At 60.7% G+C, this 25,919-nt stretch carries 26 protein-coding genes and 1 pseudogene; 17 read left to right on the forward strand and 10 right to left on the reverse strand.

Translation table 11 applies throughout. The annotated features are described in order from the left end of the window. Window positions 1–133: 133 nt before the first annotated feature. The 7 genes from PMI07_RS14560 to PMI07_RS14590 all read left to right on the forward strand — a co-directional run bounded on the left by PMI07_RS14560 (window position 134) and on the right by PMI07_RS14590 (window position 7,516). On the forward strand, window positions 134–763 hold the full coding sequence (locus PMI07_RS14560) for an XRE family transcriptional regulator (RefSeq protein WP_007767610.1): 630 nt from the start codon (window positions 134–136) through the stop codon (window positions 761–763). Window positions 764–902: 139 nt separating this feature from the next. Continuing rightward, window positions 903–1,754: an ABC transporter permease gene (locus tag PMI07_RS14565; protein WP_007767604.1), complete on the forward strand. Its 852-nt coding sequence runs from the start codon at window positions 903–905 to the stop codon at window positions 1,752–1,754. Further along, the gene (locus tag PMI07_RS14570; protein WP_007767600.1) at window positions 1,751–2,560 is read left to right on the forward strand and encodes an ABC transporter permease; all 810 of its coding nucleotides are present in this window, start codon (window positions 1,751–1,753) and stop codon (window positions 2,558–2,560) included. The genes PMI07_RS14565 and PMI07_RS14570 overlap by 4 nt, the downstream gene beginning before the upstream one ends. A 14-nt stretch (window positions 2,561–2,574) precedes the next feature. Beyond that, complete coding sequence (locus PMI07_RS14575) at window positions 2,575–3,756, forward strand: ABC transporter ATP-binding protein (protein WP_245277141.1); 1,182 nt, start codon at window positions 2,575–2,577, stop codon at window positions 3,754–3,756. 33 nt (window positions 3,757–3,789) lie between these two features. Beyond that, window positions 3,790–4,854: an ABC transporter substrate-binding protein gene (locus tag PMI07_RS14580; protein ID WP_007767596.1), complete on the forward strand. Its 1,065-nt coding sequence runs from the start codon at window positions 3,790–3,792 to the stop codon at window positions 4,852–4,854. A gap of 75 nt (window positions 4,855–4,929) precedes the next feature. Continuing rightward, window positions 4,930–6,360 (forward strand): FAD-binding oxidoreductase, encoded by a 1,431-nt coding sequence (locus tag PMI07_RS14585; RefSeq protein WP_024163818.1) that lies wholly within the window; start codon window positions 4,930–4,932, stop codon window positions 6,358–6,360. A gap of 19 nt (window positions 6,361–6,379) precedes the next feature. Beyond that, complete coding sequence (locus tag PMI07_RS14590) at window positions 6,380–7,516, forward strand: alpha-hydroxy acid oxidase (protein WP_007758198.1); 1,137 nt, start codon at window positions 6,380–6,382, stop codon at window positions 7,514–7,516. Between the two features lie 75 nt (window positions 7,517–7,591). Here PMI07_RS14590 and PMI07_RS34065 read toward each other — a convergent pair whose 3' ends face one another. Then, window positions 7,592–7,864 (reverse strand): substrate-binding domain-containing protein, encoded by a 273-nt coding sequence (locus PMI07_RS34065; protein ID WP_081760741.1) that lies wholly within the window; start codon window positions 7,862–7,864, stop codon window positions 7,592–7,594. Between PMI07_RS34065 and PMI07_RS35330 the strand changes: the two genes are divergently transcribed. Beyond that, a complete protein-coding gene (locus PMI07_RS35330; protein ID WP_007758197.1) occupies window positions 7,799–8,368 on the forward strand; it encodes a hypothetical protein in 570 nt (189 codons plus the stop codon). The genes PMI07_RS34065 and PMI07_RS35330 overlap by 66 nt on opposite strands. On the opposite strand, the gene PMI07_RS14595 is transcribed toward PMI07_RS35330, so the two are convergent. Beyond that, window positions 8,351–8,989, reverse strand: a complete 639-nt coding sequence (locus tag PMI07_RS14595; protein WP_245277142.1) for a TetR/AcrR family transcriptional regulator — start codon at window positions 8,987–8,989, stop codon at window positions 8,351–8,353. The genes PMI07_RS35330 and PMI07_RS14595 overlap by 18 nt on opposite strands. Before the next feature lie 105 nt (window positions 8,990–9,094). Between PMI07_RS14595 and PMI07_RS14600 the strand changes: the two genes are divergently transcribed. After that, window positions 9,095–9,835 carry an SDR family oxidoreductase gene (locus tag PMI07_RS14600; RefSeq protein WP_007758195.1) on the forward strand — a complete coding sequence of 247 codons (741 nt, stop codon included), beginning with the start codon at window positions 9,095–9,097 and terminating at the stop codon, window positions 9,833–9,835. Between the two features lie 39 nt (window positions 9,836–9,874). Here the strand turns inward: PMI07_RS14600 and PMI07_RS35335 are convergent, their stop codons facing one another. Then, window positions 9,875–10,060: an MBL fold metallo-hydrolase gene (locus PMI07_RS35335; protein ID WP_051484150.1), complete on the reverse strand. Its 186-nt coding sequence runs from the start codon at window positions 10,058–10,060 to the stop codon at window positions 9,875–9,877. A gap of 20 nt (window positions 10,061–10,080) precedes the next feature. Between PMI07_RS35335 and PMI07_RS35640 the strand changes: the two genes are divergently transcribed. Beyond that, window positions 10,081–10,719 carry a hypothetical protein gene (locus PMI07_RS35640; RefSeq protein WP_024163819.1) on the forward strand — a complete coding sequence of 213 codons (639 nt, stop codon included), beginning with the start codon at window positions 10,081–10,083 and terminating at the stop codon, window positions 10,717–10,719. A gap of 352 nt (window positions 10,720–11,071) precedes the next feature. Here PMI07_RS35640 and PMI07_RS14610 read toward each other — a convergent pair whose 3' ends face one another. Further along, window positions 11,072–11,971 (reverse strand): LysR family transcriptional regulator, encoded by a 900-nt coding sequence (locus tag PMI07_RS14610; protein ID WP_007774795.1) that lies wholly within the window; start codon window positions 11,969–11,971, stop codon window positions 11,072–11,074. Between the two features lie 202 nt (window positions 11,972–12,173). On the opposite strand from PMI07_RS14610, the gene PMI07_RS14615 reads away from it, so the two are divergent. Genes PMI07_RS14615 through PMI07_RS14640 form a run of 6 tightly spaced genes read left to right on the forward strand, consistent with a single transcriptional unit; the run spans window position 12,174 to window position 19,055 of the window. Next, window positions 12,174–13,796 (forward strand): ABC transporter substrate-binding protein, encoded by a 1,623-nt coding sequence (locus PMI07_RS14615; RefSeq protein ID WP_155956462.1) that lies wholly within the window; start codon window positions 12,174–12,176, stop codon window positions 13,794–13,796. Window positions 13,797–13,812: 16 nt separating this feature from the next. After that, window positions 13,813–14,757 carry an ABC transporter permease gene (locus tag PMI07_RS14620; protein ID WP_007756218.1) on the forward strand — a complete coding sequence of 315 codons (945 nt, stop codon included), beginning with the start codon at window positions 13,813–13,815 and terminating at the stop codon, window positions 14,755–14,757. Between the two features lie 3 nt (window positions 14,758–14,760). Beyond that, window positions 14,761–15,633, forward strand: coding sequence for an ABC transporter permease (locus PMI07_RS14625; RefSeq protein WP_007756215.1), 873 nt, complete (start codon window positions 14,761–14,763; stop codon window positions 15,631–15,633). A gap of 2 nt (window positions 15,634–15,635) precedes the next feature. Beyond that, the gene (locus PMI07_RS14630; RefSeq protein WP_007756212.1) at window positions 15,636–17,060 is read left to right on the forward strand and encodes an amidase; all 1,425 of its coding nucleotides are present in this window, start codon (window positions 15,636–15,638) and stop codon (window positions 17,058–17,060) included. After that, the gene (locus PMI07_RS14635) at window positions 17,057–18,079 is read left to right on the forward strand and encodes an ABC transporter ATP-binding protein (protein ID WP_007756208.1); all 1,023 of its coding nucleotides are present in this window, start codon (window positions 17,057–17,059) and stop codon (window positions 18,077–18,079) included. Before PMI07_RS14630 ends, PMI07_RS14635 begins: the two co-directional genes overlap by 4 nt. Continuing rightward, the gene (locus tag PMI07_RS14640; RefSeq protein ID WP_007756205.1) at window positions 18,072–19,055 is read left to right on the forward strand and encodes an ABC transporter ATP-binding protein; all 984 of its coding nucleotides are present in this window, start codon (window positions 18,072–18,074) and stop codon (window positions 19,053–19,055) included. The genes PMI07_RS14635 and PMI07_RS14640 overlap by 8 nt, the downstream gene beginning before the upstream one ends. A gap of 61 nt (window positions 19,056–19,116) precedes the next feature. Here the strand turns inward: PMI07_RS14640 and PMI07_RS14645 are convergent. Further along, window positions 19,117–19,795, reverse strand: a pseudogene (locus tag PMI07_RS14645) (IS6 family transposase); the annotation flags it as partial. Window positions 19,796–20,402: 607 nt separating this feature from the next. Between PMI07_RS14645 and PMI07_RS14650 the strand changes: the two are divergent. Beyond that, a complete protein-coding gene (locus PMI07_RS14650; protein ID WP_007756202.1) occupies window positions 20,403–21,305 on the forward strand; it encodes a MurR/RpiR family transcriptional regulator in 903 nt (300 codons plus the stop codon). A 21-nt stretch (window positions 21,306–21,326) separates the two neighbouring features. On the opposite strand, the gene PMI07_RS14655 is transcribed toward PMI07_RS14650, so the two are convergent. The 5 genes from PMI07_RS14655 to PMI07_RS14675 are packed head-to-tail and all read right to left on the reverse strand — an operon-like array spanning window position 21,327 to window position 25,891. Beyond that, window positions 21,327–22,043 (reverse strand): aspartate/glutamate racemase family protein, encoded by a 717-nt coding sequence (locus tag PMI07_RS14655; RefSeq protein ID WP_007756201.1) that lies wholly within the window; start codon window positions 22,041–22,043, stop codon window positions 21,327–21,329. Between the two features lie 30 nt (window positions 22,044–22,073). Continuing rightward, a complete protein-coding gene (locus PMI07_RS14660; RefSeq protein WP_007756200.1) occupies window positions 22,074–22,979 on the reverse strand; it encodes an ABC transporter substrate-binding protein in 906 nt (301 codons plus the stop codon). 9 nt (window positions 22,980–22,988) lie between these two features. Further along, complete coding sequence (locus PMI07_RS14665; RefSeq protein ID WP_007756199.1) at window positions 22,989–24,149, reverse strand: ATP-binding cassette domain-containing protein; 1,161 nt, start codon at window positions 24,147–24,149, stop codon at window positions 22,989–22,991. A 3-nt stretch (window positions 24,150–24,152) separates the two neighbouring features. Further along, window positions 24,153–24,989, reverse strand: coding sequence for a carbohydrate ABC transporter permease (locus tag PMI07_RS14670; protein ID WP_007756198.1), 837 nt, complete (start codon window positions 24,987–24,989; stop codon window positions 24,153–24,155). Then, entirely contained in the window at window positions 24,986–25,891 is a 906-nt protein-coding gene (locus tag PMI07_RS14675; RefSeq protein WP_007756197.1) for a sugar ABC transporter permease, read from the reverse strand. The genes PMI07_RS14670 and PMI07_RS14675 overlap by 4 nt, the downstream gene beginning before the upstream one ends. Window positions 25,892–25,919 lie beyond the last annotated feature (28 nt).

Genomic DNA, 25,919 nt, shown 5'->3' on the forward strand with positions numbered 1-25,919 from the left:
AAATCCACAATGCTGCTTTTCTGAATTATGAAAATTATTGTGGGAGCCGCAAAGACAGGGTAGTCCTGCAGTAAGCATCCATTGCAAGCGCCGCACGTGGCCAACCGAGTGATCGTGGAGAAAATTTCAAATCATGGGAAAGGTCAAAAATCGCCAAAACCGATCCAAGGCGCCCGATGTCGAAAATGGGCAGCCTTCCGGCGGATCGGGCGGCACTCATCCGGCGCTCGGCGCCAGGATTCGCGACCTCCGGCTTGGACGCAACCTGACATTGGCAGATCTTGCCGCGAGCACCGGCATTTCGATAGGCACGCTGTCGCAGATGGAGCGCGATCTCGTTTCTCCCACAGTGAGAACCCTTTTCACGTTGAGCAATGCCCTCGACGTATCGCCTGCCTGGCTTATCGATCCGGATCATGATAGGGAAAGGGATGAGCCTTATATCGTCCGTGCCGACCAACGGCAGCCGTTCATTCACACCGAAGGGATGCGCAAGGATTTGATTGCTCCGCCGGCCACCGGCCGGCTGAAAGCTTTCTACCTGATCATAGAGCCGGGTGGCGGCTCCGGATCCGTTCCATACGTGCATACGGGCGAAGAAATCGGCCTGGTGATTTCCGGGGTACTTGAACTGCGTATCGAGGATGGTGTTTTCGTTCTTCGAGAAGGGGACTGCTTTTCGTTCCCGAGTGACAAACCTCACAGCTTCTCGAATATCGGCACCGCGCAATGTACGGTTTTTTGGGTTAATGCCGATTTTTAGTTGGAAATTTTCATTTTTCAGAAAATTGCTTGTCGTCGATTTGTTTTTATGCCAGCGTGATGGAAATTCCAAGGCAGCTTTTGGTGCCGAATTTTGGAAATATGAAAACGCGTCGAGCTGAACTCGAACGGGGAATAGCATGTCTGGAGATGCTCCATATCTGACATCGCGCGCAGGGATCTTATTGCTTGCGCCGCTCGTCATCCTGCTTCTGCTGTTTTTCGTCTACCCTCTTCTGTTCACCCTGTGGAACAGCGTTTACGAGGGCGGGCTGACGGTGAGAGCCTACGAGGAGCTGTTCACCAGCACGCTTTTCTACAAGGTGCTACGGACGACCTTCGTGATAAGCTTCACCGCGACGGCGGTCAGCCTCCTGCTTGGTTATCCGGTCGCGCTGCATATTTCACGCCAGCCGCCAGGGCGCCGCGTCATCTACCTGACGCTGGTGATGCTACCCTTCTGGACCAGCATCCTGGTGAAGAGCTTCGCCTTGACCGTGCTGCTCGGCTATAGCGGGATCATCAACCAGATGCTCGGCTCGATCAGCGGCGGCCAGCTCAACATTCCGATGGTCTTCAACCGCTTCGGTGCCATCATCGGGATGATCAACTACCTGCTCCCTTTTATGATTCTGTCGATCCTCGGCAGCCTTCTGGCCCAAGATCCGAACCTTGCTCGCGCCGCCGAAGTGATGGGCGCCGGCCGGTTCCGGATTTTCCGCAAGGTAACGCTACCGCTCAGCATGCCGGGCGTGATGGCCGGCGTTATCATCAATTTCACCTTGTCGATCGGCATGTATATCACCCCTGCCCTGCTGGGCGGCCGGCAGGACATGATGATCGCCAACCTGATCGATTTCTATACGCGCCAGACTTTGGACTGGCCGGTCGCATCGGCGATCGCAGTGGTGCTGCTTGCGATATCCGGCATCTTGGTGGCGATCCTTGGCAAGGTCCGCGGCAGTCAGGGCACGATGGGAGCGGCAGCATGACATCGCATCGACTGCCTTCTCTCGCGGGCGCACTGTTCGTGCCTCTTGTGGCCTGGATCTGCTACCTGCTGCTGCTGATCCCTACGCTGATCGTCTTTCCGATATCGCTCGGCAATTCCGCCGAGATGGAGTTTCCGCCGAGCAACCCGTCGCTGGATCTCTACCGGCAGTTCTTCTCCGATCCCGCTTGGTGGGGTTCCATGATCCAGAGCGGCATCATCGCCCTGATCACCACCGTGCTGACGATCGTACTGGCGGTTCCCGCGGCCTATGCCCTCCAGCGCAGCCACATCCGTGGACAGGGCTTCGTGCAGGGTCTGATCATGGGACCGCTCTTGGTGCCGGTCATCGTGCTTGCGCTCGGTCTCTACTTGCAGCTTGGCCCCTGGGGCGGACTGAACAGCAATCTCACTTTGGTTCTGTCGCACACTATGCTGGCCGTGCCGTTCATGATGCTCTCTGTCGGTGCTTCGCTGCGCCATATCGATCCGGCGCTTGAAAACGCCGCACTGATCATGGGGGCATCGAAACGCGCGGTCTTCTTCCGGGTTGTGCTGCCGCAGCTTGCATCCGGCATCGCGGCCGGCAGCATGTTCGCCTTCCTGATCTCGCTGGACGAGGTGATCGTCGCCTATTTCATCACCGGACCGGATACTCAGACTCTGCCGGTGAAAATGTATAGCGCCATACGCTGGGAAGTTTCACCCGTCATCGCTGCCATCTCCACGCTGCTGACCATCGTCTCTTTCGTGCTCGCCATTGCGATCATGTTTCTCGAGCGCAACCAGCGCACCAACACAGGTTGATGATGATGGATCTGATGAGCCAAAACACAAAGGGACAGTCGCCGGCGATGACGTCCCCCGCCCCTATGCGGGACACGAAGGAGCCCGCCAAGATGATGATCGAGGTCCAGAACCTTACCAAGCAATACAGCGACTTCCGCGCGCTCGACCATGTCAGCCTCTCCGTCAGGAAAGGCGAGTTCGTCACGCTGCTCGGCCCGAGTGGATCGGGCAAGTCGACGCTGCTTAACCTGATTTCCGGAATGACGGCGCCGACCTCCGGCACGATCACCATCGACGGAACAGATGCGACGAACATGCCGACCAACAAACGCGGACTGGGCATGGTTTTCCAGAATTATGCGCTGATGCCGCATATGACGGTGTTCCAGAACATCGCCTTCCCGCTGCAGGTCCGCAAGATCAGCAAGGAAGAAATCCGTCGGCGCGTGATGGACGTCCTGAAACTTGTCCAGCTCGAGCATGTCGCCGATCGCCGGCCCCGTGCGCTGTCCGGCGGGCAGCAGCAGCGCATCTCGCTTGCTCGCTGTATCGTCTACAACCCCTCAATCATTCTGATGGACGAGCCGCTCGGCGCGCTCGACAAGAAGCTGCGCGAAGACATGCAGCTGGAGATCAAGCGCCTTCATGCCGAACTCGGCGTTACGATGCTCTACGTGACCCATGACCAGGACGAGGCTCTGACCATGTCCGACCGGATCGTGCTGATGCGCAACGGCCGCATCGAGCAGCAGGGAAGCCCGGCGGCGCTTTATTTCGAGCCGGAGACCGTGTTCAGCGCGGATTTCATCGGCAGCTCCAACCTCTTCAGCGGCAAGCTGAAAACTGTGGACGGCAGCAAGGCGCTCCAGATCGATGGCGCGGCACTGTCTGTGCCTCAAGCCCAGTCTGCATCTTTCGCCGATGGCAGCGATGCCGTCCTACTGGTGCGTCCCGAAAATGTCCGGGTCGGTGGCCAGGGCGCTGCGTCGGCGGAGCACAATTCAATCGTTGCGACAGTCAAGGATACGCTGGTCCTCGGCGGCGTGGTCCGGCACTTCCTCACCCTGAAAGGCGGTGTCGAAGTCATTGCCCAGGATCTTAACCAGCCGGGTATGGCACTGCCATCACGCGGCAGCGAGGTACAGATCACATGGCGCAACGAGGACGCGCGCCTGCTGCCGGCAGATCCGTCGTTCTCGAAGAAACAAGTCTAGCCTGAAAGCCGATAGAAAAAGGGGATACCGGAAATGCTGAAAGACAGATTGATCATCTCGCGCCGTACCTTCTTCAAGGGCGCAGCCCTTGGCGGTGTCGCGCTCGCTGCGCCTGCGGTTGTCACAGGCCGTGCCGTTGCTGCCGACAAGGAGTTAACTGTCACCTCATGGGGTGGCGACTACCACAAAAGCGTGCAAGAGCTCTTCGTCGATCCCTTCACCGCCGAAACCGGCATCAAGGTGACGCTGGTCGACAATGGCGACATGGCCAAGGTCAAGGCACAGGTGCTGAGCAATTCCGTTACTTGGGACATCATCGATGCGCCTGCAGCCTTCGCCACCTCCGGCGCCAAGGACAAACTCTGGGAAGAGCTGGATGCATCGCTTGTCTCGACCGGCGACCTCCTCGAAAAGCCCAATCCGTTCTATATGCCGCTCTACCTCTACAGTGGCGGAATTCTGTGGGACAATAAACGCAATCCGGAAGGCAAGCATCCGGTCGATTTCGCAGGCTTCTACGACGTCGAAAAATTCCCCGGCCGGCGCTGCATGCGCAGCCTTGCGCCCGAGACGCTGGAAGCCGCATTGATCGCCGATGGTGTCGACCCAAAGAAGCTTTATCCGCTCGATGTCGAGCGCGCTTTTGCCAAGCTCGACAAGTTGAAGCCGCATGTCTCCAAGTTCGCTGGCACGACGCCGGAGCAGGTGACCTCCGTCAGCCAGAACGAGGCCGATTTCTCCTACAGCTATTACAACCGCGTGAAGAGCGCCCAGAGCGGCGGTGCCGCACTCGACTTCTCCTTCGCGCAGACTAACAACTCACTGGACTTCTTCGCCATTCCGAAGGGTACCAAGAACAAAGAAGCCGCGATGCGGTTCATCGCGTTCTGCCTTCGCCAGGATCGGCAGACCGCTTGGTCCTTGCGTGGCTATTACCTGCCAAACAATCTCAAGTCGGTCGCCGAGATCAAGGCATCGCCGAACGGCGGCTTCCTGCCCGACCTCAAAAACGGTAAGAACGTCGTCATCAACGCCGAATGGTGGGGCGACAACTATAACGCCGTCCAGAAGCGCTATTCCGAATGGATCATCTCCTGATCCGGATTGGGCATAATTGAACAGGGCGTCCCGGCAGCGGTTGCCGGGATGTAGTTTCCCACTGGCAGCAAGTACATGACAGACAACGACACTTTTCTCGGCGCCCTTTCCGATATTGTCGGAGAACACAACGTAGTCTCCGATGCCGGCGACATGGGCGCCTACCTGATCGACGTACGGCGGACCTACACGGCAAGCGCGCTTTGCGTGGTCTTCCCGGGGTCGACCCAAGAGGTGTCAGACGTCGTCAAGCTTTGCGCCAGGCATGACGTGCCTATAACGCCGATGGGTGGCAATACCGGGCTTGTTGGGGGGGCTATCGCCAGGACGGACACGCCCGGGATCATTCTCAACCTGCGCAAGATGAACCGCATCCGCGAATTGTCGACCATCGACGACACGATAACCCTCGATGCCGGCTGCGTGCTTCAGGACATCCAGAAGGCAGCCGTCGATGCCGATCGTTTCTTCCCACTCAGCCTGAGTTCGGAAGGCAGCTGCCAGATTGGCGGCAACATCGCCACCAATGCCGGCGGGCTGACGGCCATCCGCTACGGCGTGATGCGAAACCTCGTCCTCGGCCTCGAAGTCGTTTTACCGTCTGGCGAGATCATGAGCAACCTCCTGAAGCTCCGGAAGGACAATACCGGCTACGATCTACGGCAGCTGTTCATCGGATCGGAAGGCACGCTCGGCATCATCACCGGCGCGGTTCTCAAGATCTTTCCGCCGCATCGTTCGGTCGTCACGTCGATGCTGGCCGTCGACAGCATCGATAACGCGCTTGCCGTGCTGGGGCTGATGCGCGACGCTTTCGGCGAGCGCGTCACCAGCTTCGAATTGACCGGCTCGGACTATATGGACGTGATCCTCCGCAATGTCGAAGGAACGCGCCTGCCGTTCGAATCTAAGGCAGCCTGGTATGTGCTTCTGGAAGTCTGCGATTCTGCGCCGAATGTCGACCTGACGAGCGCGCTTGAGACTGCCCTGGGTGATGCCCTCGAAAAAGGCCTCTTGGGGGACGCCGTGATTTCACAGAGCCAGGCCCAGACCAATCTCTTCTGGCACCTGAGGCACGCGGTTTCCGACGCGATTCGTTATGCGGGACCGAACATGTCCCATGACAGCTCGGTGCCGATCGACAAGCAGGGCGATTTCGCCGAGAGAACCGGCAGGGCGATTAAAGAGCGGTTTCCCGAAAGCGAAGTGCTGTTCGTCGCCCATCTCGGCGACGGCAACATGCATCTCGTCGTGCTGTTCAAGCCGGACCGGTTCCCGACCCGCGACGACTACATGGCGACTGCCGGCGAACTGGATCTGATTATCGACGAGGTCGTGGTCGAACTGCAAGGCAGCATCACGGCAGAGCACGGTATCGGCATCAGCTATCGTTATCGTCTGCAGCGGACCACAAACCCGATCGAGCTGGAGCTGATGCGGGGGATAAAGAAAGTCTTCGATCCACAGAACATCATGAACCCGGGCAAAATCCTGCTGCCCGCCTGATCGGTAAGGTGGGCATACCATGGCGATCGACGCCCTGAATTTCCACGAGTTGCGCCAGCTGGCAAAGGCACGGCTGCCCCGCGGCATATTCGAATATATTGACCGCGGCAGCGAGGACGAGCGCGGCCTGCAGCATCTCCGCAACCTCTTCGACGAACACCGGATCGCCCCGCATGTCCTGACAGGCGGAGAGACGCGGTCACTCGCCGTCGAACTGTTCGGCGAGCGTTATGCGTCCCCGTTGATCGCGGCCCCTACCGCTTTCACCGGGCTTGTCTGGCATAAGGGAGAAGTGGCCCTTGCGCATGCGGCGGCCGCAGCCGGCATACCCTATTGTGCCGCCACGGAGGCCGTCACCTCGATCGAGGAGATCGCGGCGGCATCGTCCCGGCCAGTCTGGTTCCAGCTCTATCTCTGGGAAGACAAAAGGCTGTGGAAAAGGCTGCTGGAGACCGCTTGGGCCTGCGGTGTCAGGACCCTGGTTCTGACAGTCGATACGCCGGTTTTCGCCAAGCGGGAATTCAACCTGCGCAACGGTTTCGGCATACCGTTCCGTTTCTCGGCAAAGAACATGCTGGATGTCGTCACGCATCCCCGCTGGGCTTTCCAGGTGCTTGGGCGCTACGCGATATCCGGCGCCCTGCCGGACTTTGCCAACTATCCGCCCGAGTACAGGCACAACATCCTTGGCCGCGGGCCGAAAGCCAGGATGCGGCATATGCCAGGATTATCCTGGGACCACATCGGCGACGTGCGCCGGGAGTGGAAAGGAAATCTTCTCCTCAAAGGAATATTAAGGCCAGATGACGCAGTAAAAGCGGCCTCGGCCGGCATGAATGGAATCGTCGTATCGAGCCACGGCGCCCGCAACCTGGATAGCGCAGCCGCCCCTATCGAGGTGCTTCAGAGGATTACCGAAACAGCAGGCAATCACCTCACAATCTTGGCCGACAGCGGCATCCAGCGGGGTAGCGATATATACAAACTGCTGGCCAGCGGAGCAAAGGCGGTTATGGTCGGCCGTGCATTTCTCTACGGCACCGCCGTCGCAGGACAGGCCGGAGCGGAGCACTCGATAAACATGCTTACCGGCGAACTCGACACAACGATGGCGCTCGCCGGATGCTCGTCGGTCTGCTCCATCAACCCGGATTAGCTCTAGGCGTCTTTCGATTGAGCCCTCTGCGAATCGGGTTTCGGAGCTTTACCAATTCGAGGTTGAGCGAATCCTTTAAGCCAGCCGACCCGGTAGCTCGGTACAGCACGCAGTTAGTCGACAGTAGGTCGAGCGTGCGTCACGCTCTACGATTCGCAGAGCTTGTCCAGTCGAACTGCGCACGACGAGCGAAGCCTTGGTGATGGTCGTGGGGCTGATGGGCTTGCCTTCTCGGATGCTCTCCAGCACCAGCTTGGCAGCCGTCTTCCCTAGTTGACGGGCATGAGTGTCGACCGTCGTCAGCGGCGGCATGGTGAACGCGGCGTCCGCGATATTGTCGAAACCCACGACGGAAACGTCCTAGCCGACCTTGAGGCCCAGCCGCTCCAAGCCCGCCATCGCACCCACAGCGACCACACCATTGAAGCAGACAAACGCGGTCGGCAGTTTTCCGAACCGGGACAACTCGGCCACGGTATCAACGGCACCGAAACGCCGCAGGGCGCATGCGTGGGTTCAAGCTCGCGCTCTCAGCCATCTCGCGATGCTGCGTCGACCATATCCTGTACGAAGTGCAATTTCCGAGCACGACAGACCTTCTGTGCTCAAGGCGTGTACTGTCGTGAAGACATCCTTCCGGGACTGCCGATGTGCCCGGCGAAGCTGATCGCGCTTTGGCGTTTCAAGGAGCTCTCCATGCGAGATTCGATCGTGATGATCAATCTCGATGTCCGTCCTCTTCGAGCATGTTGCCAAGGCCCGCAAACGAAGGTTGGTGCACGTTTCGACCGAATTGGTCCGCGGCTCGTCCGACGATCGGAAGGGGAACCGGGGTCAATCCGCGGCTTTTGAGACAAAACCGTCCCAGCCGGCCATGGCGATCTCCGCGACGCTTTGAAGTTCGGCTGTTTCCGCTCCGTCACGGGCGCGGATCGCCATCCCACTCTGAACGGTCTGGAGAAACCTGCCGACCTTGGCGATATCGAGCGCCGGTGGAAGCTCTCCTTCTTCGGCGGCCCTTTCCAGACGTGACACGAGCACATCGAAAGCTCCCGCTCGCGTCGACCGCATCAGGCCGGCGAGTTCAGCGTGACCATCGCTCCCGACCGTTCCGAGCGTCGCCATGCACCCGCGAGGCAGATCGCAATCCGAACCGGTCATGGCGGCGGCCGAGTCGTACAGATAGGCCTTCACCGCGTCCCGCACCGTGGTCGCCTCACGGAAACGTCCCCAGACCAGATTCTCGTAGTTGGCGGCGTAGTGCCGCAGTGCTTCCGCATAGAGCTCATCCTTCGAGCCGAACGCCGCGTATAGGCTGGTCGTCCCGACGCCCATCACCTCCGTCAGGTCCGAGATCGAAGTCGCCTCGTAACCCTTGATCCAAAATATCCGCATGGCGCGGGCCAGCGCCGCGTCACGGTCGAACGCCCGGGGCCGGCCACGTCCGGAACCTGTCGGGGCGGTTTTCGCCAACGTGCTTTTTCGATCTTTTTGCATCGATCACTACATAAACCCATTGACTTCGATTTTCAACACCCATAGACATTCTGCATCGATCGCTACATAAATGGAGTTGACATGATTGATCTGAAGGGCAAGAGAGCGCTTGTGACCGGCGGCTCTCGCGGTATAGGAGCGGCAATCGCCCGGACGCTCGCTGAACACGGTGCCGACGTCGCTTTGACGTTTCAAAGCTCGGCCGATCGCGCGATGGCGGTCGTCAAGTCGATCGAGGCCCACGGCAGGCGCGGCGTGGCGATCCGGGCCGACAGCGCCGATCCGGCTGCGATCCGGGGCTCGGTCGATGAAGCCGCGAGGGTGCTCGGCGGCCTCGACATTCTGGTGAACAACGCCGCGATCGCACGCTACGAGACGATCGCCGACATCAAGATCGAGGACATCGATGCGCTCCTTGCGGTGAATGTCCGAGGCCCCGTTCTTTCGACCCAGGCCGCCCTTCCTTATCTCGGCGCCGGGGGCCGGGTGATCACGATCGGTTCCGCCGGTGCGGACCGGATCGTCGGGGCGACGGGCACGGTCTACTATATGACGAAATCCGCACTGCAGTCCTTCACCCGCGGCCTGGCACAGGAACTGGGGCCGCGCGACATCACCGCCAATCTGATCCAGCCAGGCTCGACGGATACCGAGATGAACCCGGCGGATGGAGAATATTCCGAGTTCCAGCGCAACCTCATCCCGTTGGGCCGATATGGCGCCCCAGCGGACATCGCAGCCGCCGTCGCATTCCTGGCCAGTCCCGCAGCTAGGCAGGTCACCGGCGTGATCCTCAACGTCGATGGCGGCTTGAACACCTGATCGCAATGGTTCCATTCGCGACGGCTGGCGGCGATCGCCTCAGAGCGACTGACTTTCCCGCCGCTCTAAATTTAGATATTCGTCCGTCAGGACATGAATGCGCGCCCGCGGAAAATCGGCGATACCGCCGGCATGATCGAAATCCAGGTGTGTCAGAACGATATGGCGAACATCGCGTGCCGGATAACCGAGGGACTGGATCTGCCAGGCGGCGGTATCCTCCACGCGGTATCGGATGTTGAGGATTGTCGACCATAGCCGCGGCAGCCGCCCCGGGCGTGCTGCTGCATGTCATGAGCTCCATAGCCGGTATCGACGAGCACAAGGCCCTCCAATATCTCGATCAGGAGGCAGTGAATGCAAAGATCCGCTGTGAGACGCTTGCTCCGTCCATCGAAGAAAGCGCCTCCAAGGGGGCAGTGAGACCCGCAATTGAGGTCGTGGACATGGCCTTCGTAAAGCTTCAGCATGCGGTCAGCAGAACCGGCATGGCCATGGAAATATTCGCTGCCGCTGGGCTTCGTCACCACGTCCTTCGTCCCGTGCAGGATAAGGACCGGCAGCGTGATCTGCGGGAACTCCCGCTTCAGGCGCTCGTCGGCGCGGACCATCTCGGCAACAGTCTTGGTGGGTTGCGTCTCATTGGCAATCAGTGGATCGGCATTCATCGTCGCCACGACAGCCGGATCGCGCGAAGAATCCTTGTTCTTCAGGGCCAGAACATGGGCATGCGGGGTCCAGATCTGGTAGGCAATGTTGTGGCTATGCCGGCCGGCGAAACCGGTTTCACGATGCCTGAGCTTGACTTGCTATTCCATCTCTCTGTCCTTCGCCCGATGTTCGATGGCTGGAAGAGTGCCCGCGATAGGCAAATAGGCGAGTAAATCACCATAAATCGCTGCAAATTCGCGCAAGGTGCCAATGGCACGACATGCTTGGATCGACTAATGTCCGTTATGTTACGCTGCCAGTGAAAGAACTTATGGACAGGGCAGAAGTGTGATTGACGCAGCTGCGTTAACGCGCGTCAACGTATGTTGGTAAACGCTTGTGAATTCGGAGGCTGATGGTTGGGCTCGCTCACCCATCCATAAAGTTCGCAACTGCCGCAATTCCGTAGGCCTTGCATCAAGAACGACGTACCGTCGTAGTCCCGGCTGTCTTGGCGTTGTCTGCGGTAGATCAACGCGATGCCCTCATGTAGGCGATATCGGGTTTGCCGGACGCAGGGCGAAGTCAGAGCAAACGTCGGATCTTGTCGATGAGCGCGGCCACCGGGGCCGGAAGTTGCATGCCTCGCAGGGTGACGAGAAACGCTTCGCGCCTGAGTTCCATCCACGGTTGATCGAGCGCGCGAATGCCTGGCATATCCTGCTCGGACAGCGAACTTCTCGTCATCAGCGCCAAATGATCGGTACGGCGCAGAATTGCCAAAGTTGCAAACAGAGAGCTCGTCAGAACGCTGGCCGAAGGTGGCGGTAGGCCGGCATTCCGAAACCGGCGGTGCAGTTCCCGATCCAACTTGGTACTAATTCGGGGGAGGATCCAGTGGTAGGCGGCAAGATCGCTGAGCGCCCTTGGCTTGGCTTTCTGTAGCGGATGGTCTTCCCGCGTGACGATCACGAGATCGTCGACCAGCAGGCGCTTCCAGTTCAGGGCCGCGTCAAAGCTTGCCTCATCGACCTCCGGCTGGATCCATCCGAGCAGCGCGAAGTCGATCTCTCGGATCTTGACCCATTCGAACAACTCTTGGGTAGTGCCTTCGCGGATCGTGTAGCGGACGTGCGGCTGCGAAACCTCCAATGCCCCGATTGCATCGGCGGCGATGCTCAGAAAGGCCGGACCGACACCTAGTCTCACATGCCCGGTGACGCCGACGCGCATGTCGGAGACGAGAGCGACGGTTTCGTCCAGACGCTCTACGACATCCTGGACGCGCCGGCGCAGCACACTGCCCGCCTCGGTGAGCGCGATTCCGCGCCCTTTCCGCACATAGAGCTGGACGTCGAGGTCGCTCTGCAGCCGCGCCATAAGGCGCGACAGGGCTGGTTGCGTGATACCCAAGGTGTCTGCGGCATGCGACAGATTCAAATGCTCGGCAACGACCAGAAAGACCCGAAGCTGGCTGAGGTTCACACTATTACGCCTACGTTATGAATTTCGCCCAAGACTGGCATTGTTCCCGCTATGGACATCTCCTCTAATGCCGTTAGCGCAACCTATCCAGCCTGATTTTCGCAAAACTTCTCCGTAAGCGCCAGAACATAATAGCGCAAAATTGATATGGATTGGAGTTCGATGCGGCAGGCGGCGGGAGGCGCTGTCATCCAAGAGGTTCTTGGATCCGCTGGAGAAGAAAAAAGCGCAAACTTACCAGCAACAGGGGAACAAAAAAATGACGATCAGCAGAAGATCCTTTCTTGGGACCGGAACCTCCATGCTCGCGCTTACCGCGGTCGAGCTGACCCATCCGGCGTTAGCGCAAAGCAAACCGCGCCGGGGTGGCATTCTCGTGGTCGGTCTGGCGGCCAACCCACCCAGCTTCGATCCCCACAAATCGGCGGCCTTCGCGACAACCGCCGTGACCGAGCATATTTTTGGCTGCCTGCTTCGCTGGGATCGGACCGGAACCGTAGTCGAGCCTGATTTGGCGGAAAGCTACGAGATTGTCGACAACCTAACCTACAAGTTCATTCTGCGAAAAGGTGTCAAGTTCCACAATGGCGAGACGCTACGCAGCTCGGACGTGAAGTTCACGTTCGACCGCATCGCGAACCCGGAGACCGCCTCGCCGTGGCGCTCGCTCTATTCATCCATCAGCGCCATCGAGACGCCGGACGAACGGACCATCATCTTCCGCATGTCCAAGCCCTTCGCGCCGTTCCTGAACCTACTGGCGACGGTCAAATATTCGGCGATCGTATCGGAAGTCGACATCAAGCCCACCAACGAGGTCGTCGCAGGCAGCGCCGGGACCGGACCGTTCAAATTCGTGAGCTTCCAGGCCAATTCCAATCTCGTTTTGACTCGCAACGACGACTACTACGAAGAGGGTCTGCCCTATCTCGATGGGCTGAAACTCCGGATCATCCCTGACGAAGGCAGCCGCGTTGCCGCGCTTCGCAGCAACACCTGCCAGCTGACGTCGGTCGACACCCCCGAAGTGGTGCAGCAGATGGCCGGTCAGCCTGGGTTCGAGAGCCAAAATAGCCCGGCGAATATGCGCGTCATGCTGCTACAAATCGACCAGCGCACGCCGCCCTTCGACGATGTCCGGGTGCGTCGCGCTTTCAGCCTTGCCATGAACCGCCAGCAGATCGCGGATGTAGTGTGGCGGGGTCGGGCAGCTCTGGCGGCCGCCATTCCGCCAGCCCAGGCCCCTTATGGCATTCCGAGCGAGGAGGTGCTCGGCCTGCCCTATCAGACCGAGAATCTGAAGCAGGCCAAGGCGCTTCTGGCCGAGGCCGGCTTTCCCGAAGGGTTCAAGACCCAGCTCGCAGTGTCCCCCGCGACGTTCAGCGACGTTTCCGTGGCCCAGGTCGTACAGCAGCAGGTTGCGCGGATAGGAATCCGCCTCACCATCGAGCAGCAGGAATGGGGCAGCCTGGTCAAGACCCTCCAGGGCACCCTGGCGCCACTGGTTGTGGTGGGATTGGCTCCGGCAGCCGATCCGGAAACCAACATGAATATCCGCCTGGCCTCCACCTCCTCGGTCAACCCTGGCAAGACGAAGGATCCCGAGCTGGACGCACTTTTCCTCAAGGGCCGCGAGACCATCGATCCCGCCGCGCGCGTGGGCATCTATCGCGATATCCAGCGGCGTATCGCCGATCAGGCCTATGCCATGTTCCCGGCGGCCTGCCCGATGAATTTCGAATTGTGGCGTTCGGAGCTGAAGGGTTACTCCTCGACGCCGCTCGCGGCGCTCGTCATGCTGCGGCAATCCTGGCTGGCGAGCTGATCGGGGAGTTGAGAACATGGAAGGGTCTATCCTCCTGCGGCGGCTGATGCTGCTTGTGCCGGTTCTGTTCGGCATGTCGGTGATGAGCTTTCTGCTCATCCATCTCGTCCCGGGTGACGTCGTGACCACGATCGCCGGCGCCGAGATCGCGCCGGATTCGGAGGAAGCCCAGAACATCCGCCGCAGCCTGAACCTCGACAAGCCGCTGGTCACGCAATACCTGTTGTGGATATTCGGCGTCGTCCGCGGCGATCTTGGATATTCGCTGATCGGCAAGGTTTCGGTTGCGGGGGAAATCCTGTCGCACCTGCCGGTTACCCTGGTGCTCACGGCGATGGCGCTGGGCATCTCGGTCGTGGTCGGGATACCGGCGGGGGTTCTGGCCTCCAACCGGCGCGGCCGGATTTCGGATGTTCTTCTGCGGATCGCCTCGCTTGCCGGAATGGCCGTGCCGACCTTCTTTGCCAGCGTCTCGGCAATTCTGTTCTTCTCACTGTTCGCGCCGTCCGTACGACTGTTCAACACGATCGATTTCGGCGAGGACCCCTGGGCCGGCATTACGACGCTGTTCCTGCCTGCCTGCATACTGTCGCTGTCTTCCGCCTCGACCATCATGCGCTACACGCGCGGCGCCATGTTGGAGGTAATGCGGGAGCAGCACATCCAGACCGCACGCGCCAAGGGGGCGGGGCCGCTGCGTATCCTGCTGCGCCACGGTCTGCGCTCCGCGCTGCTGCCGGTGGTCACGGCTTCCGGCCTGATCGCAGCGCATTTGATTTCCGGCGTTGTCGTGGTCGAGGAGGTGTTCGGCCTGCCGGGAATGGGGCAATTGATGCTGAGCGCGATCAGCACCCGCGACTACACGCTGGTTCAAGGAACCGTCCTCACCATCGGCGCGATGGTTGTGTTGATCAACCTGGTCGTCGATCTGACCTATCACCTTCTGGATCCGAGGATCTAATCTATGTCTGAACGATCCGATACGGCTTGGCGGCCCGAATTATTCCCTCGTTTCCTGATCAGGGCATTCTTGGGACAGAACGTCCTTATCAGGATCGGCGGCGTCATGCTCGTCGCGCTGCTGGCGTTGGCGCTTGGGGGGCCGTTCGTCATACCCCACGGGCCGACCGATATGGTCGCGATGTCATTGCAGCCGCCGAGTGCCGCGAACCTTCTGGGGACCGACCTGCTCGGACGTGACGTTCTGGCTCGAACCCTCGACGCCGCCCGGACCTCATTGACCGTCGCCTTCTGTGCAATGGCACTGTCACTGATGGCGGGAGCCGCGTGGGGCATGATCGCGGGGTACAATGTCGGCTCTGTTGATCTGGTGCTGATGCGGGTGCTCGACGTTCTTCAGGCCTTTCCGCCGCTGCTGCTGGCGGTGGCGCTGGTCGCCATGTTGGGAACCAGCACCCCAAATCTGGTCTTTACGATGTCGATCCTGTTTGTGCCGCAATTCGCGCGGATTGCGCGGTCGGCCACGCTGCTTTTGCGCCGGCGGCAATTTGTGCTGGCGGCCGAAGTTCTGGGCGTGTCTCCGCTGCGCAACCTGCTGACCCATGTGCTGCCCAACATCTCGACCCCGCTGATCATCGAGTCGACCTCGGTCATCACCGCGGCGCTTCTGACGGAATCCGCGCTGTCGTTTCTCGGCATGGGCATCCAGCCCCCCACACCGACCTGGGGCGGGATGATAGCGGAATCGACTTCCGTCATGACGCGTGCGCCCTGGCTGGTCCTGGCGCCGGGATCGGCGATCATCCTTGTCGTGCTGGCGTTCCTGCTGCTCGGCGACGGGCTTAGAGACAAATTCGATCCGAAAGTGAGTGGCTGAAAATGACATATGCTGAAGACATCCACTGGTTGCCCGCCTGGCGCCTGCGCGAATTGGTGGTGAGCCGCAAGGTGAGCGCAGAGGAAATCACCGCGCGATTACTCGAGCGGATCGGCCGTCTTGACAAAGGGATCAACGCTTTTCTGACGCTGGCCGGCGAAGGGGCAATCGCCGAGGCGCAAGCGACGGATAAGGCTATCGCCGAGGGCCAGACCCCGGGACCGCTCGCAGGCGTGCCCGTGACGATCAAGGACCAGTTCTTCACCAAGGGTCTGCGCACGACCGGCGGCTCCAAGATATTCGAGAACCACATCCCGTTGGAAGACAGCGTCCATGTTGCGCGGATCCGGGCGGCTGGCGGGGTCATCCTGGGCAAGACCCACACGCCCGAATTCGGCATGTACTGGCGCACCGTCGGGCTGATTTCCGACGAATGCCGCAACCCCTGGGAACGCCGGCGCACCGCCGGCGGGTCCAGCGGCGGCGCGGCGGCGGCGCTGACAATGGGTTTCGGCCCGCTCGCGCTCGGCAGCGATTCGGGAGGCTCGATCCGGCTCCCCTCGGCGCAATGTGGCATATTCGGCCTGCTGCCCAGCTCCGGTCGCGTGCCCCAGCACGGCGGTTTCGGGTCGAGGATGTTCCTCTCTTCGATCGGCCCTATGGCGCGCGACGTGCGGGATGCGGCGATGCTGCTTCAGGTTCTGGCGGCTCCCATGCCACAGGATCCCTTCTGCCGCACCGATACGCCGCCCGACTATCTGAGCGATCTGGAGACCGGCATCGAGGGCGTCTCGGTTGCCTGGTGGGACAACACCGTTGCCGAGGGTTTCTCCTCTCCCGAGGTCCTGCGCGTCGTGCGCGCGGCAGCGGAGAAAATCGGGGCCTTCGGCGCAAAACTCGATCGGCAGCCGCTGCGGCTTGATACGGACGGAATAGACGAAGCTTGGCGCATTCTGGATTTCGTAGACTGCCGCGCCAGCCTGGGCGAGGAGTTGGAGCGCGACCCGATGCAGTTCGCACAGCTTACACCCTATGCGAAGACCCGCTTCGAATGGGCCGCGGGTGTATCCGGGACCGAGTATTCACGTGCGATTTTGCGTCGCGCCCGATTTGTCCGTAGTGTGAATGAGGCTTTCGGCGACCATGATCTGCTGCTGGCCCCGACCATCGGGATCACCGCCCCGGTCATCGAAATGGACAACATGACCAAGCGTATCCCGGCACTTGTATCCTACACGCTGCCGGTCAACTTCGCGGGCTGCTGCGCCGCCAGCGTGCCCTGCGGTTTCGTCGACGGCCTCCCGGTCGGCCTTCAGATCATCGGCCGCCCGAATGACGAGGCGCTCGTCCTGCGGGCGGCGCGCCAGTTCGAACTGGCCCTTCCGTGGCAGGGTCTGCACCCGCCGGAACATCTGGAAGTCGCATGATGGTCGCAGCGCCGATGCTTTTGCAGGTCGAGAACCTGCGCACCTATTTCCATACGCCCGGGGCGGCGACGCGCGCGGTGGACGGGGTCAACCTGTCCATCGGCGCAGGCCGTATTCTGGGCGTGGTCGGCGAATCGGGATCCGGCAAGAGCGTCACCGGAGCGTCGATCATGGGGCTGATCCAGCATCCAGGCCGGATAGAACCCGGCAGCCGCATCCTGTTCCGCGGCCGCGACCTGGCCTTGGAGGACGAGCGCAGCCTGCGCGACCTTCGGGGCAACGAGATCGCAATGATCTTTCAGGAGCCGATGACCTCGCTGAACCCGGTTCTGACCGTCGGTGCGCAGATTGTCGAGAACATCCGCCTGCACCAAAAGATCGGTCGACGCGAGGCGCGCAACCGGGCGATCGAGCTGATGCGGCTTGTCGGAATTCCATCTCCGGATCGACGCGTCGACGACTTTCCGCATCAGCTGTCTGGCGGCATGCGCCAGCGGATCATGATCGCCATGGCGCTCACCTGCAACCCGGCGCTGCTGATCGCGGACGAACCGACAACTGCTCTCGACGTGACGATCCAGGCGCAGATCCTCGAGCTGATCGCGCGGCTGCGCGACGAACTGGGAATGGCGGTCATGTTCATTACCCATGACCTCGGTGTCGTCGCGGAGATCTGCGACGACGTCGCGGTCATGTACGGTGGCCAGGTCGTCGAGGAGGGGCCGGTCGCTGCCGTCATGGCCGTACCGCAGCATCCGTATACGCGAGGGCTGATGGATTGTATTCCGCGGCTTGGAATGAGTCGGGAAAAAAGGCTGAACTCGATCCCCGGGATCGTGCCAAGTGCGAAGGCCTGGCCACAGGGCTGTCGGTTCGCGAACCGCTGTCCCCACGCATTCGATCGTTGTCAGACCGAGGCGCCACCTTATTTTGTCGTCGGCGCGCAACGCACCGCCTGCTGGCTGGCCGAAGGACAGCAGAACGGCGCTCCAGCAGGGATAGGAAATGCGGATGACTGAGCCGCTATTGACGCTACGCGACCTGACCAAGCATTTTCCGAGCGGCGCCGGTAAGGTCGTTCAGGCAGTGGACGGGGTGAATCTTGACGTTTACGAGGGCGAGACGCTTGGCCTGGTCGGCGAATCTGGTTGCGGCAAGTCGACCACAGCGCATTTGATCGTCGGACTGCACCAAGCCAGCCGGGGCAAAGTGATCTTTGCCGGCGAGGATGTCGCCGCGTTGAGCGGACGAGCACGCCAATCCATCCGCCATCAGATGCAGTATATATTCCAGGATCCCAATGACTCCCTGGACCCACGCATGCGCGTGCGGAGCATTATCGGCGAAGGCCTCGTTGCCCGGGGCGGCATGAGCCGGGCGGAACGTGACGCGCTGATCCGCGAAATGCTGGAAAAGGTGGGGTTGCCATCCGACGCCATGGAACGGTTCCCACATGAATTTTCCGGCGGTCAGCGGCAACGGATCGGCATCGCACGCGCGCTGGTACTGCGCCCACGCCTTGTGGTCGCGGACGAGCCGATCTCGGCTTTGGATGTCTCGGTGCAATCCCAAATTCTCAACCTCATGGGCGACCTGCGCCGCGAACTCGGCCTCACCTATGTCTTCGTTGCCCACAACCTGGCAGCCGTCGGCTATGTCAGCGACCGGATCGCGGTCATGTATCTGGGGCGGGTTGTCGAGATCGGCGAGACTGCTGACATCCTGAACACACCGCGACACCCCTATACGCAAGCACTGCTGTCGGCGATCCCCGACCCGGATATCGGGGCCGCCAAGAAGGCGCGCATCGTGTTGCAGGGCGATATTCCAAGCCCGATCGATCCGCCGTCCGGATGCCGTTTCCGCACCCGCTGTCCAATGGCGCAGCAGATTTGCTCCGAGCAAGTGCCAATGCTCGGATCGCACACGTCGCAAGATCGCCGTGCGCACCAGACGGCCTGCCATTTCGCCGGAGCCATGTCATGGGCACCGTAACGTTAACCGGCTCTGCGTTGTCACGTTTTCACTGAGGTGGACGAAGCGCTATCCTTTGAGCTCAGATAGCTGCGACGGTCACGGCGTTCCACTGCGCGATTGCGCGGATCCGATGAATGTGGGCGGCTAGGGCTGAACGTTTCTGATGTGGCGGCGCGAAGAGATTTCTGACTGCTGAAAAGACCGAGATGAAATGTTGCAAGCCGCCAGCTGATCGGAAGCCCTGCATCACCCGCTCTCGTTTCCGCAGTGGTAGATGGGAATTCTCTGCCCGATTGTTGAGACCCTTGTGTGACGGTGTTCGACGCAGGGCATCACATCCCGTTGGGCAGCGCCGTACGACCGCAGTTTGTCGGAGACGATGCGCTTCGGCGCCAGACCCTGCTTCTTCAACAGCCTGAGTAACAATCGCTTGGCCGCCTTGGTATCGCGGCGGCTCTGGACGATCTCGTCGAGAACATAACCGTCCTGATCGACGGCTCGCCAGAGCCAATGTTTCCGGCCGCCAATGGAAATCACAACCTCATCCAGGTGCCAGACATCCTCTCGGGACGGCATCTTTCTACGCAAACGCTTCGCATATGCCGCGCCGAACCTGCGGCCCCATCGACGGATCGTTTCGTAAGGCACGACGATACCCCGTTCCAGGAGCATTTCCTCGACCAGTCGCAGGCTCAAAGGAAACCGGAAATACAGCCAAACCGCATGGGCGATGATCTGCGGTGGAAAGCGGTGGTTCTTATAGCTTATTGGTCGGCGTGTGCATCGCGCTCGATTAGCCATCAACTGTTAAGCCACCAACAACGTGACAACGCCAGTATGCTCCCTGATCGGTTTTGCAGGCGTTCCGCCATGCGGCAACCAGGCCTTCGGCGGCTGATTCAACCACGGCAAATCCAGGGCGAGACGCGCTTCAAGATCTGCTGGTCGATTTCCATCCTGCATTCCCGTATCCAAACCGATTATGTGATAACGACATAGAATGGCATCAAAGATACATTTTGTGAATAATTACTCCAATGGCGCAAGGTTGTAAGAACGTGATGACTGTGTGTAAGGCGGGTAATAGATTTCCTTTTTTCAAGAACTCGCCAATCTGAGCATCATCTCTACTCGTTTTGAGCAATTGGTCTCTGGCAGAAATGCACGGTGCGAAAGATGAGCAGAATAAGAACCTCGGTGAATGCCCCTATCGTCGTCCACTGTTGATCCCCGCAGACGCCAGTCACTCCGTGTCGAGACTTTCCACCAGCCGCTGCACGCTACAAGCGCACATCGCTCACGCTTGCATAACCGCCTGAGGCTGGCCTAACGTCCGCTTCATCGCATGCAGACGAAGGGTGCCCCGTGAGTCCGTCCCGCAAATCGACATCCCAGCAACAGCCGCGCTCCCTCGAGGCACGCATCTACGCGATCTATTCCACGCTCTCGCCCGCAGAAAAGCGGCTTGCCGACATCCTGCTGCAATACCAGATGGACCTGCCGAGCTACACGGCGGGCGAGCTTGCGGAAAAGGCACAGGTGTCGAAAGCGACGGCGGCACGGCTGATCCGCTCGCTCGGTTATGCGACATATCCCGATGCCAAGCGGCAGATCCGGGCCGACCAGCACTGGGGATCGCCCCGGGCAGGCCTGGAAGACCCCGATCGCGCGCCGTCAGGCAAGATCTCGCTGAGCAGCACGGTCCAGATGGACCTCGACAATATTCGAACCACCGCCGAAAGCCTGTCCGAAACCACGCTAAGCGAGGTAGGCCAGGCGATCGTCGGTGCCCGCCGACTATGGATCATGGGCCTTCGCAGCGGTTACGGCCTGGCGCTCCAGGCCGCCCATTATTTCACGCTGATGAAGAGCGATGTGCAGGTGATCCCCGTCGGCGGGGGAAGCTATTCGCACGAGATCGCGTCCATCGCCAAGGGCGACGTGTTCCTTGTCATCGCATTCCGCCGGCGCCCCCGGCTGCTGCCGACGATCATCAAGGAGGCACGCGCCGCAGGAGCGATAACGGTGCTGATTACCGATCTCAGCGCGGCGGCGAGCGCCAAGGCCGCCAACCATGTGCTGCGATGCCGGTGCCAATCGCCCTCCCCCTTCAATTCCTTCGTCGCCGCCGTCACCATCATCAATTATCTCGCCTGGAGCGTATCGACGGCGATGGGCGAGGCAAGCCTTGCCCGGTTCGAAAAGATCGACCGGTTGGTGAAGCTGCTCGACGACGTATCGACCCCCCAGACCAGTATCGGCCGGTAGGCCGGCAAAGGCGGGCTTCGGTCAGGAAAATTTTTCGAGCACGTGCAGACGCGTCGGCGCCGCCCAGACGCCGGACTTGGACGTGGTCAGCTCGCACCTGACGAGCGTCTCGGCAAGACCGACAGCCGCCGATACGCCATCGACTACCGGAATGCCGTGCGTGCGCTGCAGGTCGAGCGCAAATTCCGCCATGCCGGCACAGCCGAGCGAAACGCCCTCGGCACCCATGGCCAGCCCCTGGCGAATGAAGTCCGAAATCCGCTCGAACGCGCCGCTTTGCGGATTTTCCAGCTCAAGCACCGGAATGTCGGTCGCAAAGACCCGGCGGCAGCGGTGGCCGAAACCATAGCGGTGGATATTGTCCTCGATGACCGGCGCCGAGCGGGAAAGCGTCGTCACTACGCAGAAGCTGTGCGCCACGAGGCTGACGGCATGGAACGAAGCCTCGCCGATGCCGATCACCGGTCTGGCTGCAATCGCCCTCGCCGCATCCAGCCCGGTATCGTCGAAACATGCGATGATATGGGCATCAGCACCATCGCGTTCGGCGGCAACGATTTCTTTCAGCAGGCCTGGCACCGAAAGCGCCCCGTCAAAGGGGCCTTCGATCGCTTCCGGCCCGCTTCCCGGCTGCCGGCCGATGATTTCCGTGTCACGGCCGGCAACGGCGCGCGCCGCGGCCGTGATGCGCTGCGTCATCGACGCAGTCGTATTGGGATTGATGAAGGCAATGCGCATCGTTTCGGATACTCCAGAGACCAGGTTGGGTCAGGCGGCCACGAAGGCTGCCGTCGGGCGCGTGTCGATGAGATCGCCGTAGGCGATCGGCGCCTCTGTGAGCTGACCGTCGGCAATACCCTGCTGCCAGCGAGCATAGGCGTCGGGATCGATCCGCGGCGTTGTCCACATGCCGTTGGCCCGATAGATGTCGGCAAGCCTGACGAGCAGGTCCGGCGAGAATTTCGGGAATGTCTTTGCCAGAAAGTCGCGGTACCCCTCGGCTTCATTGGCCAGAATCCATGCCATGCCCCGTCCGAGCGCCCTTGAGAACCGGGTCTGGGTGTCCAGCCGCGCATCGTCGCTCTCGCCTTCGGCATAATAGACGCTCCACGGCACGTTGCCGCCGGTGATGGGGAGCTCGGCGACGACATGGACGCCGGTCTTCGATGCAAGCGTGACGGCGGACGGATAGTCGATCACCAGATAGTCGCCCATGCCCCCCGCGAAGAGATCGGACAGCATCTTGCCGTCGAGATCCTGGACGAAATTGACCGTCAGCGGATCGACGCCGTTTTCGCGCAGCAAAAGCTTGGTGAATAGGCCGACGCTTGCGCCATTGCTGCCCTTCATCGAGATCGTCTTGCCGGGCACGGCTCGCCAGTCGAAATCCCCGGGCTGTTCGCGGCCGAGGATGGCCAGGGGCGCGCGGGCGGCAACCTGTGCAAACGGCGTATAACGTTTGCTGCGGCCATGGAACATCGACGGGACCCAGATGCCGCCAAGCGCAGCATCGGCCTTGGCCGAGCCGATGTCGCTGAGCACCAGATCCCAGGGAGATGGAACGCTTGCCGTGACGCCCAGCCCCTCTTCTTCAAAGAAGCCTTGCCAGACCGCGACATATTCGGGCAGGTAGTTGAGGCTGTGCCCGGTCGCCGAGACGTGGAAATTCTGCATGATGTTCGTTCACTCCTGGTCCAGGAAAATGCGATCGCCGTTGTCGATATCGAACCACAGGACATCGTTCGCCTGGTAATCCAGCGAACACAGTTCGCCGATCTTGACCTTCGGGTTTCCAGAGACCCGGACGAAGACGAGATCGTGTTCAAGCAACCGCTGGTCATTGTGTTCCTCGCCGGTCATCAGCCGGCAACCGATCACCGTCTCCGCGCCGAGGCGCTCGACGACCGCCACCTGTGCCGGCAGGCGCCCTTCCCCGGCCGGGTGAAGGGAAAGCTTTTCGGGTCTCACCCCGAATGTCATATGCCGTCTTGAGGGGAACGGCGCTGCATGGTCGACAGCGAGCTTGCCCGAAAGCTGAAGCGCGTCGTTGTTGACCGAAGCCGGAATGAGGTTCATCGGGGGCGACCCCACGAAACGCGCGACGAAGGTATTGGCGGGATGGTCATAGATCTCGTCCGGCGTATCGACCTGCTGGACGATGCCCTTGTTCATCACGATGATGCGCGTCGCCATGGTCATGGCCTCGACCTGGTCGTGCGTCACGTAGACGAAGGTCTTGCCGACCTTGTGATGCAGAGCGGAGATTTCCGAACGCATCTGCGTGCGCAGCTTGGCATCCAGGTTGGAAAGCGGCTCGTCGAGCAAATAGAGGTCCGGATTGCGCACCAGCGCGCGGGCAAGCGCGACGCGCTGGCGCTGCCCGCCCGACAGGCTTGCAGGGCGTCTGTCGAGCAGGGGCTCAAGCTCCAGCTGGCGGGCGATGCTGAGCGTCCGCTCGGCGATATCCGCCCGCTTCATCAGCCGATGGCGGGCGACGATGTTGACGATCGGCAGATGGTACCACTTGCGAAACGCGTCCATGACCAGCGGAAACGCGATATTCTCGCGGACCGTCATATGCGGGTAGAGCGCATAAGTCTGGAAGACGAAGGCGACGCCGCGCTTTTTCGGCTCCCAATCGTTGGCAACGGATCCGTCGAACAGCAGGTCCCCGGAGGTAATGTCGCTGAGCCCGGCGATCATGCGCAGCAGCGTCGACTTTCCGCAGCCGGAGGGGCCGAGCAGGACCAGGAACTCGCCGTCATGGATATCGGCGTTGAAGGCGTTGATCACGCTGTGATCGCCAAAGGTCTTGGAGACTTTATTGAACGTCAAGGCGGGCATGGATTATCCCTTTACGGCGCCAGCCGTCAGACCGGCCACGATCTTGCGCTGGATAAGAAGGAAAAAGACGATGGCGGGAAGGCTGAAGACCAGGGCCGCGCCAAGTACGGCGGACATCGGTGTTTCATATTGCCCGACGAAGGAGGCGAGACCGACACTTGCCGGCCAAAGGGCCCGATCCATGAGGAAGGTCGAGGCAAACAGAAACTCGTTCCAGCCTGCAAAGAAGGACACCACCGCCGCCGCCGCGATGCTCGGCATGATCAGCGGCAGAATGATCATGGTCAGCACGCTGAACCGCGGACAATTGTCGATGATCGCGGACTCCTCTATCTCGTAGGGCACGGCATCCATTGCCCCCTTGAGCACGAAACACGCCACTGGCAGCGAGAACCCCACATTCGCCAGGATTAGCCCCCAAAGACTGTTCAGGAGGCCGAAGGTGATGAACATCGCATAAAGCGGCACCAGGATCAGCGCTTCGGGAACGACCTGGGTCATGAACAGCAGAAACCCGACCAGGCCGCGTCCATGGAACTTGAAACGGCTCAGGGCGTAACCCGCGAGCGCGCCGAGTGTCAGGCTCAAAATGGTGCCGCCCGAGGCGATCAGCAGCGTGTTGAACAGCCAGCGGCCGATCGGAACATTGCCGAGCTCGGTTACCAGATCCGGCAAATGCTGCAGCTGCGGCCAGGCGACCTGGCCGGTTCCGTAAAGCTGGGAATTGACGTTGAGCGCAGTGGCCGCCATCCAGTAGACCGGGAAGCCGGCAAGCACGACCAGAGTTCCGATCAGCGTATATCGCAGCGCCTTCATGGCGAGTCTTCGGGGTGTCATCATCGAGACATCCTCTTCATGCGGCGTTGTTCGACAGTGTAGTGGATGGCCGCCACCATCAGCGCCAGTGCGAGGCCGACCGCGCCGTAAGCGCTGGCCATTCCCAGTTCATGGCCTTCGAATGCCGTCTGGCGGAGCTTGACGACAAGGGTGCTGGTCGAACCGAGCGGACCGCCCCCGGTCAAAAGGTAGATGATATCGAAGCGGCGGATGGACCAGACGGCGACCAGAAGGGCGGCGAGCTGGATCGAGGGACGGATATGCGGCAGTGTCACGGCACGGAAGGTGCTAATCCCATCGGCGCCATCGATCCTGGCGGCTTCGCGCACTTCCTGCGGCACGGATTGGAGGGCTGCCAGCACGACCAGCATCACAAATGGAGCGACCTGCCAGACCGTGACGGCAAGAACCGAGCCGAGCGCATAATCGGTGCTGGTCAGCCACGAGAAGCGACCGATGCCGAGCAGTTCGGTGATGCGATTGAAGACGCCGGACCGCTCGTTGTACATCCACAACCAGATCAGCGACGCAGCCACGCCCGGCACGGCCCAGCCGAACAGCAGGATGGCCCGCACGACCGCCCGCCCCTTGAACGGACGATCGATGGCAAGTGCGGCCACGACACCGAGCGCGACGCCGATCACGACGGTCAGAACGGTGTAAGTCAGGGTTGCCTTCAGGGAGAGATAGAAGGCCGGATCTTCGATCAGCCGTTCGTAGTTGCCGAGGCCGATGAACCGGCCTCGGTTGGGATTGACGATCCGGGTGTTGGTCAGGCTCATGTACATCTGCCGCGACAACGGCCAGAACATGAAGACCATCAGGTAGATCATGGGCGGAAGAATGAAGGCATAGGGCAGCAATCTGGCCATGCCGCTCCTGTTTTTCAGGCCACTCACGCTCACATCAGTCTCCCTTCTTGATGCGACGTTC

The organism is Rhizobium sp. CF080, assembly GCF_000282095.2.
Lineage (GTDB): Bacteria > Pseudomonadota > Alphaproteobacteria > Rhizobiales > Rhizobiaceae > Neorhizobium.

Coding starts and splice junctions, on each gene's coding strand:
- PMI07_RS14625 (WP_007756215.1), top strand. CDS start 14,761: ATGTCTGAACGATCCGATACGGCTTGGCGGCCCGAATTATTCCCTCGT.
- PMI07_RS14665 (WP_007756199.1), bottom strand. CDS start 24,149: ATGCCCGCCTTGACGTTCAATAAAGTCTCCAAGACCTTTGGCGATCAC.
- PMI07_RS14575 (WP_245277141.1), top strand. CDS start 2,575: ATGAGCCAAAACACAAAGGGACAGTCGCCGGCGATGACGTCCCCCGCC.
- PMI07_RS35330 (WP_007758197.1), top strand. CDS start 7,799: ATGAGTGTCGACCGTCGTCAGCGGCGGCATGGTGAACGCGGCGTCCGC.
- PMI07_RS14580 (WP_007767596.1), top strand. CDS start 3,790: ATGCTGAAAGACAGATTGATCATCTCGCGCCGTACCTTCTTCAAGGGC.
- PMI07_RS14660 (WP_007756200.1), bottom strand. CDS start 22,979: ATGCAGAATTTCCACGTCTCGGCGACCGGGCACAGCCTCAACTACCTG.
- PMI07_RS14585 (WP_024163818.1), top strand. CDS start 4,930: ATGACAGACAACGACACTTTTCTCGGCGCCCTTTCCGATATTGTCGGA.
- PMI07_RS14635 (WP_007756208.1), top strand. CDS start 17,057: ATGATGGTCGCAGCGCCGATGCTTTTGCAGGTCGAGAACCTGCGCACC.
- PMI07_RS14560 (WP_007767610.1), top strand. CDS start 134: ATGGGAAAGGTCAAAAATCGCCAAAACCGATCCAAGGCGCCCGATGTC.
- PMI07_RS14590 (WP_007758198.1), top strand. CDS start 6,380: ATGGCGATCGACGCCCTGAATTTCCACGAGTTGCGCCAGCTGGCAAAG.
- PMI07_RS14630 (WP_007756212.1), top strand. CDS start 15,636: ATGACATATGCTGAAGACATCCACTGGTTGCCCGCCTGGCGCCTGCGC.
- PMI07_RS14670 (WP_007756198.1), bottom strand. CDS start 24,989: ATGATGACACCCCGAAGACTCGCCATGAAGGCGCTGCGATATACGCTG.
- PMI07_RS14570 (WP_007767600.1), top strand. CDS start 1,751: ATGACATCGCATCGACTGCCTTCTCTCGCGGGCGCACTGTTCGTGCCT.
- PMI07_RS14620 (WP_007756218.1), top strand. CDS start 13,813: ATGGAAGGGTCTATCCTCCTGCGGCGGCTGATGCTGCTTGTGCCGGTT.
- PMI07_RS14640 (WP_007756205.1), top strand. CDS start 18,072: ATGACTGAGCCGCTATTGACGCTACGCGACCTGACCAAGCATTTTCCG.
- PMI07_RS14600 (WP_007758195.1), top strand. CDS start 9,095: ATGATTGATCTGAAGGGCAAGAGAGCGCTTGTGACCGGCGGCTCTCGC.
- PMI07_RS14655 (WP_007756201.1), bottom strand. CDS start 22,043: ATGCGCATTGCCTTCATCAATCCCAATACGACTGCGTCGATGACGCAG.
- PMI07_RS14565 (WP_007767604.1), top strand. CDS start 903: ATGTCTGGAGATGCTCCATATCTGACATCGCGCGCAGGGATCTTATTG.